Source organism: Bradyrhizobium sp. 6(2017), assembly GCF_011058295.2.
Classification (GTDB): domain Bacteria; phylum Pseudomonadota; class Alphaproteobacteria; order Rhizobiales; family Xanthobacteraceae; genus Bradyrhizobium; species Bradyrhizobium septentrionale.
In genome coordinates this window covers 2,612,790-2,626,983 of sequence record NZ_CP049289.2, presented here as the reverse complement: position 1 = coordinate 2,626,983, position 14,194 = coordinate 2,612,790, and the positions used below count along the sequence as shown (strand labels likewise).

The 14,194-nt window shown below is 64.6% G+C and carries 13 protein-coding genes; 5 read left to right on the top strand and 8 right to left on the bottom strand.

The window, feature by feature from the left end; all coding sequences use genetic code 11:
- Positions 1–46: 46 nt before the first annotated feature.
- A complete protein-coding gene (gene cnbZ / locus G6P99_RS12485; RefSeq protein ID WP_029081446.1) occupies positions 47–799 on the bottom strand; it encodes a 2-amino-5-chloromuconate deaminase CnbZ in 753 nt (250 codons plus the stop codon).
- Between the two features lie 74 nt (positions 800–873).
- On the opposite strand from cnbZ, the gene G6P99_RS12480 reads away from it, so the two are divergent.
- Positions 874–1,089 (top strand): hypothetical protein, encoded by a 216-nt coding sequence (locus G6P99_RS12480; RefSeq protein ID WP_156928627.1) that lies wholly within the window; start codon positions 874–876, stop codon positions 1,087–1,089.
- A 1,122-nt stretch (positions 1,090–2,211) separates the two neighbouring features.
- On the opposite strand, the gene G6P99_RS12475 is transcribed toward G6P99_RS12480, so the two are convergent.
- The 5 genes from G6P99_RS12475 to G6P99_RS12455 form a co-directional block, all read right to left on the bottom strand.
- A complete protein-coding gene (locus tag G6P99_RS12475; RefSeq protein ID WP_051346303.1) occupies positions 2,212–3,699 on the bottom strand; it encodes an amidase family protein in 1,488 nt (495 codons plus the stop codon).
- A complete protein-coding gene (locus G6P99_RS12470; protein ID WP_051346305.1) occupies positions 3,677–4,471 on the bottom strand; it encodes a FadR/GntR family transcriptional regulator in 795 nt (264 codons plus the stop codon). Before G6P99_RS12470 ends, G6P99_RS12475 begins: the two co-directional genes overlap by 23 nt.
- Positions 4,472–4,869: 398 nt before the next feature.
- On the bottom strand, positions 4,870–5,796 hold the full coding sequence (locus G6P99_RS12465) for a hypothetical protein (RefSeq protein WP_156928628.1): 927 nt from the start codon (positions 5,794–5,796) through the stop codon (positions 4,870–4,872).
- 141 nt (positions 5,797–5,937) lie between these two features.
- Entirely contained in the window at positions 5,938–7,059 is a 1,122-nt protein-coding gene (locus G6P99_RS12460; protein WP_165128289.1) for an amino acid ABC transporter permease, read from the bottom strand.
- 1 nt (position 7,060) lies between these two features.
- Entirely contained in the window at positions 7,061–8,248 is a 1,188-nt protein-coding gene (locus tag G6P99_RS12455) for an amino acid ABC transporter permease (RefSeq protein ID WP_029081449.1), read from the bottom strand.
- Between the two features lie 106 nt (positions 8,249–8,354).
- Between G6P99_RS12455 and G6P99_RS12450 the strand changes: the two genes are divergently transcribed.
- The 4 genes from G6P99_RS12450 to G6P99_RS12435 all read left to right on the top strand — a co-directional run bounded on the left by G6P99_RS12450 (position 8,355) and on the right by G6P99_RS12435 (position 12,535).
- Positions 8,355–9,230 (top strand): MurR/RpiR family transcriptional regulator, encoded by an 876-nt coding sequence (locus tag G6P99_RS12450; protein ID WP_029081450.1) that lies wholly within the window; start codon positions 8,355–8,357, stop codon positions 9,228–9,230.
- Positions 9,231–9,235: 5 nt separating this feature from the next.
- Positions 9,236–10,591: an aspartate aminotransferase family protein gene (locus G6P99_RS12445; RefSeq protein ID WP_029081451.1), complete on the top strand. Its 1,356-nt coding sequence runs from the start codon at positions 9,236–9,238 to the stop codon at positions 10,589–10,591.
- 84 nt (positions 10,592–10,675) lie between these two features.
- Entirely contained in the window at positions 10,676–11,686 is a 1,011-nt protein-coding gene (locus G6P99_RS12440; RefSeq protein ID WP_035976927.1) for an amino acid ABC transporter substrate-binding protein, read from the top strand.
- Positions 11,687–11,896: 210 nt separating this feature from the next.
- Complete coding sequence (locus G6P99_RS12435; protein ID WP_029081453.1) at positions 11,897–12,535, top strand: aspartate/glutamate racemase family protein; 639 nt, start codon at positions 11,897–11,899, stop codon at positions 12,533–12,535.
- A 99-nt stretch (positions 12,536–12,634) separates the two neighbouring features.
- Here the strand turns inward: G6P99_RS12435 and G6P99_RS12430 are convergent, their stop codons facing one another.
- Both G6P99_RS12430 and G6P99_RS12425 read right to left on the bottom strand, forming a co-directional pair.
- The gene (locus tag G6P99_RS12430) at positions 12,635–13,420 is read right to left on the bottom strand and encodes an MFS transporter (RefSeq protein ID WP_256434657.1); all 786 of its coding nucleotides are present in this window, start codon (positions 13,418–13,420) and stop codon (positions 12,635–12,637) included.
- Positions 13,414–13,956, bottom strand: a complete 543-nt coding sequence (locus G6P99_RS12425; RefSeq protein WP_256434656.1) for an MFS transporter — start codon at positions 13,954–13,956, stop codon at positions 13,414–13,416. The genes G6P99_RS12430 and G6P99_RS12425 overlap by 7 nt, the downstream gene beginning before the upstream one ends.
- Between the last annotated feature and the right edge of the window lie 238 nt (positions 13,957–14,194).

Below are 14,194 nucleotides of genomic sequence, written 5' to 3'. Positions count from 1 at the left end.
CGCCATGCACCCACACGCGCTTTTGATGCAGCAGGTGATCGATGCATCACACCACGCGCTCGCGATGCACGCGCCGGCAATCCATTTCAAAGTCAAGCCCAATCACCGGCGGCCGGTCGAAATGCCAGGTTAAGCCGTTGCGCAGCACGCCGCGGCGGCCGAGCTCGCTTTCGAGCACCGGATAGGCGTCGTGGACGGTATAGAGTTGCACGGCGGTGGTGTCCTGCCAGGCGCCGCCGAACGCGCTCATCCGGCGTTCCATCTCGTTAGCCACGAATTTCGCCTTCGCCAGGATGCCGGCCGGACTGGTGTCGCCGAGGGCGATGGTGTGGTCGCGATAATTGGCCTTGCCCTCGACCGACTCGCCGCTGCCGGCCACGACGAAGCTCGACGGCGCGTCCTTCGCAGCCGGCACCGTGTAGCAGAAGGCGTGGAACGACGGCTCGCCGGGCGGATCGAGCTTCGGACAGACATTGCTGCGCGCCACCGGATTGACGCCGTCGCGCATCACGCCCCATTCGATCAGGGTCTTGATGTAGATTTCGTTGAAGGCCTTGAACCCGTCCTCGGTGAACGGCGCCGGCGAGCGCAGTTCGCAGGCACCGAATGCGGTGAGCGGACGGCCCGCGGACTTGAGGATGTCTGCGATCCTGTCAAAGCCCGCGCTCAACGGCACCGGCTCCGAGAACCTGACGCGCTCGATCGCAAAACCCGGCAGCGCGCCGATGCCGCAGGAATATTGACTGACGCCGGGCATGAAACGGTAGCCGCTGTCGGGAGCCTCGATGGTGCTGGTCATGTTGCCTCTGGATGTGAGGTGGATGCGGTCGTCACGATAACGTCGAGCGATGGAGGATACTCGGGAACAGCGCGATGTCATCACCGCTGTCATCCTGGCGAAAGCCAGGACCCATAACCACCGCCTTCAATGATGAGCGGGATCGCGGCACCGGCGTCGCGCAGCAATTGAGATTTGGGGTAATGGATCCTGGCTTTCGCAAGGACGACACTGAGTGTGTCGCGCAATGGAGAATACTCTCGATTATGGATGTCAAACAACACGGTGTCATCACCCGCGAAAGCGGGTGATCCAGTATTCCAGAGACACCTGTGCTTGAGCCGAGAGGCCCCGGCGTACTGGATCGCCCGCTTTCACAGGCCTGCACCGGGGAGAATGGGAGCCCGGCTCCTTCCCAGGCGTCGTCCCGGCGCAGGCCGCGACCCATACGCCGCGGCGGATGTTGTGAACGGTACTCGTCGTACCAGCGTTGCGCGACAAGCAGCATCGGTGGTTATGGGTCCCGGCCTTCGCCGGGACGACGGTGAATGTGTGACACAGCCTGTGAGTCAAACATCCGCATTCTCGCGACATGATTGCCCGAGCTTTGCTTCTCGTTCCGCCCTCTCCTTGAACAGAGGGCGCAGGGAAAGCCGGGTGCCGATCGCACCCATGGGTCCCGTGCAAAAGGTAGAAAGCACGGGGGTAGGACCACAGGTGTAACCGGAGCAATCCGGCTTTCCCTGCGCGATGGGCTACGGCTTACTTCGTGCTCTCCCCGGCGAGACTGGGCTTGCTTGTCACCGCCCCCGCATCACGCCTTCGCGTGTTGCGACGAGACACCTGCCGCTAGGGCGTCAGGACCACACGACTTCACCGTCCGCTTCGCGTGCTCTCGTCAGTCACACGCTCCGCGTCCACCGCATCCCACACCGCGTTCGTGACGACCGCGAAGCGCCCCCGTATCGGGTGAGACGGGCGAACCATACACTGAAGTAAATTTCTGATAAAGCGAAATATTTTTATTCACGAGTATTGACAGGTTTTTGCTGAGTTGCCCGTCGGGCAACTCAGTGATTGGCGTGTGAGGGAGACACCAGCGGAAGGGTTCCCTCTCCCCTTGCGGGAGAGGGTTAGGGAGAGGGGTGCCACTTGCTCCGTTGTTAATGGAGGGACATCGCTTCCCCGCGCCCGCGCGGCGTTGATGCAACGATGCTGATCTCTTGCATCACTCCCGGGGCCACCCCTCTCCCCAACCCTCCCCCAACGCAAGTCGGGCTTGCCCGACTTGCGTAAATCAATCATGCGCAACCGGGGTAGACCCCGGTTGCGTGGGGAGGGAGCCCGAGAGGCGTGCTCACCTCACCATCACTTGGAAGCGACGCGATAGCGTCGACCGCAGAGTCCATTCATGCGGAGAGATTGAGGAGCGATCAGCGCCGCTCCCACAATTGCCGTGTCAGAATCCCGGCCTTGCGCTCGATCGCCTCGGCGGCATCGAGACACATGTCCTCGCGATAGCGCGAGCCGACGATCTGGACGCCGACCGGCAATCCCTCGTGCAGGCCGACCGGCACCACGGCGGCCGGCAGACCGAGCACGTTCATCGATGAAATGAAGCGGAGGTCGTTCCAGAACAAGTCCTTGACACGCTGATCGCCTCCGAGATCGGCATTGACCTCAGGCGTCTTGCGCACCGTGGTCGGCATCAGCACCAGCGGATATTGTTCGAGGAACGTCATCCAGTTCCTGATGTGGCGCGAGCGTTCGGCGATCGCCTTCATGTAGCCGGCCTGGTCGAGCGGGCTGGCCATCGCGATGAAGCCGCGGAACGACTTCTGGAAGTCGGCGCTGGTGGTCGCCAGCATCTGGTCCTGCTGCAACACGCGGACCTCGGTCATGATCAGGTCGCACCAGAGCTGCCAGACCTTGTTGAGGTCGGGGACCTCGACCTCGCTGACCGCATAGCCGGCGTCAGCCAGATGATCGGCCGCCTTGCGCTGAAGCGCGATCACGCCGCGATCGGTCGCCATGTCCTCAGGGATTTTTGCGAGCGCGACCTTGACCGGCACCGCGGGCCTCGGCCCCGTCAGCGGCGCCGGCACGAACCAGGGATCGCGCGGATCGCGCTGTGCCATCACCTCGAGGCCGAGACGGACGTCGGCGACATGGCGCGCGAGGGGTCCCTGCGACGACATGAACTGCGCCATCAGCGGCCGCTCCGCGGTCGCGCTCGGATTGAACGCCGGAATGCGGCCCTGGGTCGGCTTGATGGTGGCGATGCCGTTGCAATGCGCCGGCCAGCGCAACGAGCCGCCGATGTCGTTGCCATGCGCGATGGTGCCGATGCCGGCGGCGATCGAGGCGCCGGCGCCGCCCGAGGATCCGCCGCAGGTCACATCCGCGTTCCAGGGATTGCGCGTCAGGCCGTGCAGCGGATTGTCGGTGAAGCCGCGCAGCGAGAATTCCGGCGTGTTGGTCAGACCGATGATCACGGCGCCGGCCTTCCTGAGATTGGCCGTCACCGGCGAATCGCCCGGCGCGATGTTGTCCTTGAAGGCGACAACGCCGTTCGAATTGGCCTGTCCCTCGACGTCGATGTTGATCTTGATCGTAACCGGCACGCCGTGCAGCGGTCCGACGGCGTTACCCTGACGCTTGCTGATAGCCAGCGCCTCATCCGCGGCCTTCGCCGCCTGCAGCGCCGCAGCACCGAGATCGACGACGACGGCGTTGAGCGCCGAGTTGGCCTCGTGCATGCGGTCGAGGTGAGCGCGGACGACCTGCTCCGAGGTCGCCTCGCCGTTCCTGATCGCCGCAGCCGTCTCCACGGCGGACCATTGCCAAATGGGTGCGTTCGTCACGTGTCGTTCCTCCGCTTGTTTCTTGATGGTTGGTTCAGTCGAGCCGCAAGGGCTCATAAAAGACTGGTTGATCCATGCGCCGGTCTTCCGCGGGGACGACCACCGCCTCGGCGCTCAGCACATGGTCGAGCATCACGCGCCTTGCGCGCGCGGCGTTGCCGGAGCGGAACGCGGCCATCAGGCGCTTGTGAAACTCGATGTTCTCGCAGGTGAAGCTCGATGCGAATTCCTGCGCACCGAGCTTGCTGATCAGATGGCGGATCGCCTCGTTGACGAACCGGCACATCAGGCCGAGCAGAGGGTTGGGACAGGCCTCGATCAGGATGTCGTGGAAATCGATCTCGGCATGGCGGTGGTGCTCCCAGTCCGCGATGCCGCCGGGATGATGCTCCTGAACCGCGATCGCCTTTTCCAGCGCGGCGAAATGCTCCGCGGTGAGGTGGCCGACCACGCTGGAGGCGAGCTCCGGCTCGATCAGACGGCGGATCTGGTAGATCTGCGCGGCGTTGATCGACTGGAAATAGAAGTAGTTGCTGAGCAGGCCGACGATCCGGTTGATCGACACCGGCGCCACCCGTGCGCCGCCGCCGGGCCCGGTGGTGTTCTGCACCAGCCCCTGCACCTCGAGCGACTTGAGCGCCTCGCGGATGGTCGAGCGGCTGCAGCCGAACATCTCGATCAGCTCACCCTCCTGCGGCAGCCGGTCGTTGGGCTGCAACCCGGCCTGGAAGATGTGGCTGCGGATCAGGTCGGCGACGGCGTCCGAGCGCTTGCGCTTGATCGAGGCGCGCCGGGAGGGGTCGAGGGAGGGTAAAGCCGATTTATCCATTTTATGATCATAAATAGGTCCGGGACGGCTTGGCAAGGGGGCTTTGATCGCCCGCCCCCTCACCCCGTCATGCCCGGGCTCGGCCCGGGCATCCACGTCTTGGCGGCCGCAGCGGGAAAACAGGTGGATGGCCGGGATACAGGCGAGCGGAAGCGACGTCATCCTTCGGACGGCTATGCCCGACCATGACGGATACGGAACACCACGCCAACGCCCTGATGTCTTGTGCGATCGCCCTGCATACTCTGGGCGCGTCGATCAGCGCGTGCTTCTCCCGGCAGGACAGCCCGGGCGCGTCTCCCGCCTTGTTTGGTACGCGCGGCACCGCCTGCAATCCGCCGCGCACGACTTCGGTGAGACAGGCGCCGGCATGGTTGCGGCAGGCGAGCGATGGGCCGCTATTGTGAAAACGCCCAGTAAAGGTGCTTCTCGTCTTCCGACAACAGTCTCACATGGTTGATGAAGTCCCAGACCATCTCTCCGAAGGCACTGCCGCCGCCCTGGCTTGACTTGGCGGATACCATATCGAGCTCGTGCCAGCCCCTGTACATTTCCTCGTCGATACTTTCCAGGCGGTCCTTCATGGCCTGAGCATTGAAAGCGCCGCAAGAGTCGGTGAACAGGCTTCTGACCGGATGGATTTGCCACATGCCGCGATGGCGCTCTTCGCTGCCCTGCTGCCCGTAGACACCCGACTCTCCACTGAACGGGAACGCGCCACGCGTCGCCTTGATCATCTCGCGGCGCTTGGCGTTGCCTTCCTTGATGTCGACATACACCGATATGACCATATCGTTGTAGTACCAGAGGTCCAGGCACGCCGGATATCCAGCATTCAGGATCACTTGCACAAGCTTCTTGATGCGCTGCCCCTTGTAGCCCTTCATGCCCTGCGCAAGCGCAAACAGGCGCATCAGAAACGTCTTCGCATCGTTTGGAGTCCAGACGCAGATATCCTCGGCCTCGAAATCGATCGGATCATGATCGGCGGGCGGGATGTAGATGATACCGGGGTTGGCCGAATTGCTGAACATCCAGTTGTTGCCGCTGGGGCTAACTTTAACGCATCCCACATAGCGTTTGAGGTACCAATTCACGACATCGGGGTCGTCGGTCATGAAGTTGAAATAGATCAGCTCCTTGACTCCGACACTGAACTTCTCAGCGACGGTGTACCAGTCTTCCTGAGGCCGGGTATCTCCCGGTCGGACAGGGCCGTGCGGCCGGTAGGGAATGCCGCCTTGCATCAATCCCCAATTGCGCGGGACGGCCATGCCTTTTGGCGGTCGCTCGATTGGATGAGGCGAGCGTTTCGGGGGCGCCATGGCATCGATCTCCTCATGAGCTGCGTGATCGCACCACATGAGTGCAAGTTGCCACGGCCGGGGTTCATGCACTCACGGAGATGTTTTCCACTTTCTCAAGCTTATCCGGTCGAGGCTTCGCGCTCGAACGTGATCACGGCCTCAGCCGGAGGTGCGCTGCGCCTCAAGGCCGCGGCTGTAGCGCGACATCGCAAAGCAGAACACGAAGTAGATCACGCCTACGAACACATAGACCTCGACGCTGAACGCCTGCCAGGCCGGATCGACGATCGCGGTCTTGGCGGTCGTGAGCAAGTCGAAGATGCCGATGATCAGGACAAGGCTGGTGTCCTTGAAGAAGGCGATGAAGGTGTTAACCAGCGGCGGGATGACGTGGCGGATCGCCTGCGGCAGCACGATCAGCGCATTCTTCTCCCAATAGGACAGGCCGAGCGCATCGGCCGCCTCATACTGCCCGCGCGGCACCGCCTGGAGGCCGCCGCGCACCACTTCGGCGAGATAGGCGCCGGCATAGAGGATGAAGGCGATCTGCGCGCGCAGCAATTTGTCGATGTTGACGCCGTCGGGCATGAACAGCGGGAACATCACGCTCGCCATGAACAACAGGCTGATCAGCGGCACGCCGCGGATCAATTCGACATAGAGCACGCAGAGCGAACGGATCGCCGGCAGCTTCGAGCGGCGGCCGAGCGCGACGAGAATCCCGAGCGGGAAGCCGAAGGCGAGCCCGAAGGTCGCGAGGATCAGCGTCACCGGCAGCCCGCCCCAGCGGTCCTGCGTGACAAAGCTGAGACCAAGGAAGCCGCCCCACATCAGGCATCCAATCACGATCAGCGCCGCGGCCCACAGCAGGAACAGCTCCTTGCGCCAAAAACTGCGGCGGCTCGAGACCACGAACAGCGCGATGAAGATCACGACGACGAGCGCCGGCCGCCACTGCTCGTCGAACGGATAGGTGCCGAACAGGACGAAGCGGTATTTTTCGGGGATCACCGCCCAGCAGGCGCCGACGCCGCGCAGCGCGCGGCAGGCGCTGCTGTCGTTGCCGGGGACGATCCACACCGCGTTCGCAATGCCCCACTGCCAGAGGCTGATGCAGGCCTTGCCGAGCACGAACAGCAGCAGCAGGGTCACGATACCAGACGGGATGGAGGGGAACAGATTGGCGCGCAGCCACGCGGTGAACTGACCGCCAAGCGCCCGTGGCGCGGGCCGCGGGCCGATCGGAAGCGGATCCTGCGGAAGGTGGGCGACCGAGCTCATGTCAGCGCTCCACCAGCGCGATCCGCGCATTGTACCAGTTCATGAACAGGCTGATACCAAGGCTGATGGTGAGGAACACCATCATGATCAGCGCGATCGACTCGATCGCCTGCCCGGTCTGGTTCAGCGTGGTATTGGCGATCGAGACGATGTCCTGGTAGCCGACCGCGACCGCGAGCGAGGAATTTTTCGTCAGGTTGAGATACTGGCTGGTCATCGGCGGGATGATGACGCGCAGCGCCTGCGGCAGCACGATGTGTTGCAAGACAAAACTGCGCTTCAGCCCGAGCGCTTTGGCGGCATCCGACTGCCCGCGCGGCACCGCCTGGATGCCGCTGCGCACGATCTCGGCGATGAAGGCCGATGTGTAGGTGACGAGCGCGATCAGTAGCGCAAAATATTCCGGCGCCAAAGTCAGCCCGCCGACGAAATTGAAGCCGCGCAACTCCGGCAGCGTGATGCTCCAGCTCGCGCCCAGAAGCCACGACAGCAGCGCCGGCAGCGCGACGACGAGGCCGAGCGCGTAAGGCAAGGCCGGCCGCGCCTTGCCGTCCTGCATCTGCTGCGCGATCAGGCGGCGCCGGACGAGATAGAACACGACGAGGCCGGTGACGACCGCGAGGATCGTCCACAGATTGGCCTCGTGCAGCGGGACCGACGGCAGGATCAGGCCGCGATTGGAGAGATAGACGCCCTCGACCGGCTTCCACGCCTGGCGCGCCGCCGGCAGGCCCTGCATCAGCACGTACCAGAACAGCAGCTGCAGCAAGAGCGGCAGGTCGCGCAGCACCTCGACATAGACAGCGGCGAGCCGCGCCAGCAGCCAGTTCGACGACAGCCGCGCGATGCCGACCAGCGTACCGATCACGGTCGCAAGCACGATGCCGATCACCGCGACGCGCAGCGTGTTGACGACGCCGACGATGAAGGCGCGCAGATAATTGTTCTTCGGCGTGTAGTCGATCCAGCTGTCGGCGATCGGCATGCCGGCCTCACGGCCGAGGAAGGCGAAGCCGGTCGAGATGCGGCGCACCGAGAGATTATGCAGCGCGTTCGACCACAGGAAGGCGACGATGGCGACCGCGATGGCGACCACCAGGATCTGCCAGAACAGGCCGGCGACGCGGGGATCGCCGAGCGAAAGCTGCCAGGGACGTGTGGGAGGGCGTTTCGGCGTCGATGTCGTCACAGCACAGGATCCTCTGAGAAGCGATCTTCTGCCATGCGCAAGAGCGTATTCGGGGCTGCGCACTTCATATGTTGCACCAAATCTGGATTCATGCAACATATGTTTCATGGCCCAGGCTCAGCCGAAACCATCGCCCCTGAACGAATTGTGCAGCGCGCTGCCATCGCTGCCAATGCGGTTGCAGGAGGTCGGGCGGTTTGTCGCAGCCAACGACTACGACGCCACCACCCGCTCGATGCGCGATCTCGCATCCGTCGCGGGCGCGGACCCCGCCTCCTTCACCCGTCTTGCCAAGGCGCTCGGCTATTCCGGCTGGGACGAATTGCGCGCCGCGCTCACCGAGGCGCGACGGCCGGCGCAGGGTTCGCCGTTCTCCGGCCGCGCCAAAAGCCGCCGCGCCGGGCCGAATGCCGATGTCCGGCTGGTGCACGACAAGTTGGAGGCGGAAGCGGCGGGACTTGCGCGCATTTCCGCGAGTGCGATTGCGGACGCCGCGCGCGCGCTGCATGCGGCCAACCGGATCTGGATCACGGGCTTTCGCAGCTGCCGCAGCGTCGCGGAACTCCTGACCTATCAGCTTCGCCTGTTCCGCCCCGACGCCGTGCAGCTGGTCGGCGGTTCCGGCCCGTTCGATCTCGACCATGGCGCCTTCCGCGCCGATGACGCCGTGGTCGTGATCGGCTTTGCGCCCTACACGCTGATAAGCGTCGAGACCGCGCGCGCAGCGCATCAGGCGCGCGCCACGCTGATCGCGATCGCCGATACCATCAGCGCACCGATGGCAGAAGGCGCCGATCATCTTTTGCTGTTCGAGGCCGCCGCCTCGCCCGGCTTCTTCCCGAGCCTTACCGGCGCGATCGCGGTGGCGCAGTCGCTCGCCGCCGTCAGCTTCACGCTGGGCGGCGCAGGGGCAAAACGCAAGCTGGAGGAGACCGAGGGCCGGCTTGCCGAAATGTCGCAATATTTTGCCGAGAAAGGATGAGTGTCATGGCCGCCCCCAAGAGCCGCGTGATGCATCGCAGCCTGCGCGAGACCCCGCCGAAAGCAATCGGCGGCGACGGCGTGTTTCTGATCGCGGAGGATGGCCGCCGTATTCTCGACTCGTCCGGCGGCGCCGCGGTCTCCTGTCTCGGCCATCAGCATCCGCGCATTCTCGCCGCGATCGCCAAGCAGGCCTCGACCCTCGCCTATGCCCATACCGGCTTCTTCTCCTCCGCGCCGGCGGAAGAGCTCGCCGAGCGGCTGGTCGGCCATGAGCCCGGCGGTCTCTCTTACGTCTATTTCGTCAGCGGCGGATCGGAGGCGATCGAGGCCTCGATCAAGCTGGCGCGGCAATATTTTATCGAGCGCGGCGAGCCGAAGCGCGCCCGCTTCATCGCACGCCGCCAGAGCTATCACGGCAACACGCTCGGCGCGCTGTCGGCCGGCGGCAATGCCTGGCGCCGCGAGCCCTACGCGCCGCTGCTGTCGCCGTCGTTCAGCCATGTCACGCCCGCTTTCGCCTATCACGAGCAGCGCGACGATGAGTCGGAGGCCGCGTTCGTCGGCCGGCTCGCCGCCGAACTCGAGGCCGAATTCCAGCGGCTCGGCCCCGACACCGTCGCAGCCTTCATCGCCGAGCCCGTGGTCGGCGCCACCGCCGGCTGCGTGCCGGCCCCCGAGGGCTACTTCAAGGCGGTGCGCGAGATCTGCAACCGCCACGGCGCGCTGTTGATCCTCGACGAGGTGATGTGCGGCATGGGCCGCACCGGCACGCTGCATGCGTGGGAGCAGGAAGGCATCTCGCCCGACATCCAGGCGGTCGCCAAGGGTCTCGGTGGCGGCTATCAGCCGATCGGCGCGATGCTTGCGAGCGGCACCATCGTCGACACCGTGCGCGACGGCTCCGGCGCGTTCCAGCATGGCCACACTTATCTGGCGCATCCGCTCGCCTGCGCCGCCGCGCTCGAGGTGCAGAAGACGATTGCTGAGGAAAAGCTGCTCGACCAGGTCAAGGCGCGCGGCAGGCAGCTCGAGCAACGCCTCGTCGAACGTTTCGGCAATCATCGCCATATCGGCGACATCAGGGGCCGCGGCCTGTTCTGGGCGATCGAGCTGGTCGCGGACCGCGGCACACGGCAGCCGTTCGATCCCAAGCTGAAGCTGCATCAGCGGATCAAGTCTGCGGCCTTCGCCGGTGGCCTCGGCTGCTATCCCTCGGGCGGCACCGCCGACGGCCAGCGCGGCGACCACGTGCTGCTCGCCCCGCCCTATATCGCAACGCCCGGCGACATCGACATGATCGTCGAAAGGTTAGGGGCTGCGGTAGACAGCGCGTTGAAAGATGTCGGTCACGGAGCATGATCCGGAAAAGTGGGCACCGGTTTTCCCGCGACAAACGCGAAGCGTTTGCGCATGGATCATGCTCAAACAGGAGGGAGGAGTAAGATGTACAGAGGATTGATCACTGCAACCGTTCTCGCCGCAGGCATCACGGGCGCAAGCGCGGCGACGCTCGACACCGTCAAGCAGCGCGGCACGCTGGTGTGCGGCGTCTCGACCGGCTTTGCCGGTTTCTCGGCGCCGGACTCGCAGGGCAACTTCAAGGGCCTCGACGTCGACTATTGCCGCGCGCTTGCCGCCGGCGTGCTCAGCGATCCCGCCAAGGTGCGCTTTGTGGCGCTGACCGCACAGAACCGCTTCACCGCGCTGCAATCCGGCGAGATCGACGTGCTCTACCGCAACTCGACGCAGACCTACCTGCGCGGCACCACGCTCGGGCTGCGCCAGGGCCCGGTCAATTTCTACGACGGCCAGGGCTTTGTGGTGAAGAAGGACCTCGGCGTGAAGGAGGTGAAGGACCTCAAGGGCGCCACGGTCTGCGTTGCGCAGGGCACCACGCATGAGGTGACGCTCGGCGACTACGGCCGCGCCAACAGCATCGACTGGAAGCCGCTGGTGTTCGACCGGCCCGACACCATGTACCAGGCCTTCTTCGGCGGCCGCTGCGATGCCATGACCCAGGACGCCTCCGCGCTCGCCGGCGCGGTCGCAACCGCTGCGCCGAAGGCCGACGATTACGTCGTGCTGCCGCAGACCATCAGCAAGGAGCCGCTCGGCCCGTTCACCCGCAACGGCGACGAGGTCTGGAGCGACATCATCACCTGGCTGCATTACGGCCTGGTCGAGGCCGAGGAGCTCGGCGTCACCCAGGCCAATGCCGACGAGATGACGAAGTCGCAGACCCCGGCGATCCAGCGCCTGCTCGGCGTCTCCGGCGATCTTGGTTCGCGGCTCGGCCTCGACAACAAATGGCTGGTCGCGTCGATCAAGGCCGGCGGCAATTACGGCGAGATTTTCGAGCGCAATGTCGGCAAGGCAAGTCCGCTGAAGCTCGAGCGTGGGTTGAACGCCACCTGGAGCAAGGGCGGGTTAATGTACGCGATCCCGTTCAAGTAGGCGAAGTCACCTCTCCCCGCCCCTGTCCGCCGAAGCCCTGGCGAAGGCGGATGCGGGGAGAGGTCGTCATTCAAGCGCAGCTTGAATGACGGGTGCGGGGGAGCTTCCGCTTATCCTTCCCACACCTGTTGCCACGATAGAGCCCCTCACCCCTGCCCTCTCCCCGCGAAGGGCGGGGCGAGGGAGAGGAGAAGAGGCGGTAACAACCCGATGCGCATCACCCTGATTCACGCCCTGAAGCATTCGATCGTTCCGATCGAGGCGTCATTCGCAAAGCATTGGCCGGAGGCGCGGCTGATGAACCTGCTCGACGACAGCCTGTCGGCCGATCTCGCGCGCGACGGCAAGCTTAACGAGCGCATGACCGAGCGCTTCCTCACCATCGGCCGCTACGCGGTCAGCACCGGCGCCAACGGCATCCTGTTCACCTGCTCGGCGTTCGGGCCCTGCATCGAGGCGGTCGCGCGCGAGCACACGCCGATGCCGGTGCTGAAGCCGAACGAGGCCATGATCGAGCAGGCGGTGGCGAGGGGAAAACGCATTGGCCTGCTCTCGACCTTCCCGCCGACGCTGGCGTCGATGCCGCCGGAATTTCCCGCGTCGGTGACGCTGGTGCCAAAACTCGCCGAAGGCGCGCTGGCGGCGCTCGACCGCGGCGACCGCGCCGAGCACGACCGCATCGTGGTCGAGGCGTCCAGGGATTTGCGCGACTGCGATCTGATCGCGCTCGCCCAGTACAGCATGGCACCCGCAGCCGAACGCGTCGCTGAATCCACCGGCCGCGAGGTGCTGACGACACCCGACAGCGCGGTCAAGAAGCTGAAGGCGATGCTGGGCGTGACTGCGTAGCTCCGTAGGGTGGATTAGCGAAGCGTAGTCCACCATCTTCTCGTCGAGCAGTCGGTGGGTTACGCCTTCGGCTAACCCACCCTACAGAGCTGTGATTGCCTACCCGCCCGCGTCACTCACGTTCAAATCGACGCCTTGCGGATCCTTGATCGTCGACACCGTGATCAGCGAGATCAGCGCCAGCCCCCCGATATAGACGCCGACGCGCCAGGACTCGCCGTAGGTGCCGATGATCCATTGCGCGATCATCGGCGCGAAGGCGCCGCCGAAGATGGCGCCAAGCGCGTAGCCGATCGAGACGCCGGAGTAGCGCACCTTGGCCGGAAACAGCTCGGCATAAAGCGCCGCCTGCGGGCCATAGGATAGACCCAGCGCGATGGTGAGGCCGACGGCGCTGATGAAGAACAGCAGCAGGTTCTTGCTGTCGATCAAAAACCACATCGGCACGGCCCACAGCACCATCAGGGTGTAGCCGATCTGGAAGCAGCGCACGCGGCCGATTTTGTCGCCGAGGATGCCGCCGAGCAGCGTGAAGATGAACCAGCTCACCGCGGCCAGCGTACCGATCAGCAGCAACTGCTCCGACGGCATCTTCAGCGTGTTGGTGCCGTAGCTGATGATGAACGCGATCAGGATGTAGCCGGCCGCATTGTTGGCCATGAAGATCAACGCGGTGCGCAGGATTTCCCTGCTGTGATTGCGCATCAGCTCCTTGAGCGGCGCCGAGGATTCCTTGTGCCGGCGCTGCATCGCCTTGAACACCGGGGATTCCTCGACGGTACGGCGGATCACAATGCCGACCACGATCAACAGGATCGACAGCAGGAACGGAATCCGCCAGCCCCATTCGATCATCGCCTGCTTGCCGAGCGTCGCGGTCAGCACCCACAACGCGCCATGCCGAGCGGCGTGCCGATCTGCGGAAACGAGCCGAAGAAGCTGCGCCGGTCGCGCGGGGCCGATTCCACCGCCATCAGCGCCGCGCCGCCCCACTCGCCGCCGGCCGAGAAGCCCTGCAGGATGCGGAGAAGAATAAGGAGTGCCGGCGCCCAGGCGCCGATCTGCGCATAGGTCGGCAGCAGGCCGACCAGTGCGGTCGCAGCTCCCATCAACAGCAGCGTGACGACGAGCATGTTCTTGCGCCCGAAGCGATCGCCGAGATGGCCGCAGACGATGGCCCCTAACGGGCGGAACAGGAATGACAGGCCGAGCGTCGCAAACGACACGATCTGCGCCAGCAGCGGATTGTTCGCGTTCATCGGCGCGAAGAACAGCGCGCCGAACACCAGGCCCGCCGCCTGGGCGTAGACGAAGAAATCGTACCACTCGATCGTGGTGCCGACGAGCGTTGCGGTGAGGACCTTGCGCTCCTCCTCCGACAGTTCAGCGCCGCGCGAGCGCGCGGATAGTTCGATGGACATGTGGCCTCCCCAATACCGTTCTTGTCCACGCGGGCGTGACCGGCCGCGATGCACCTGCCCCGCACGGATGTTGGACCCGGGATAGCAGAGCTTCTTGCCGGGGACGAGCAAAATAGTTGCATTCGCAACGATATTCGACAACATTGCCGGTTCCCGGACCTGGCTACCTCACCCGCGATCGGCGGGCAGCCATCCCGAAACGCCGATTGTGCACCGCAGCAAGATTGCTACGATGCCA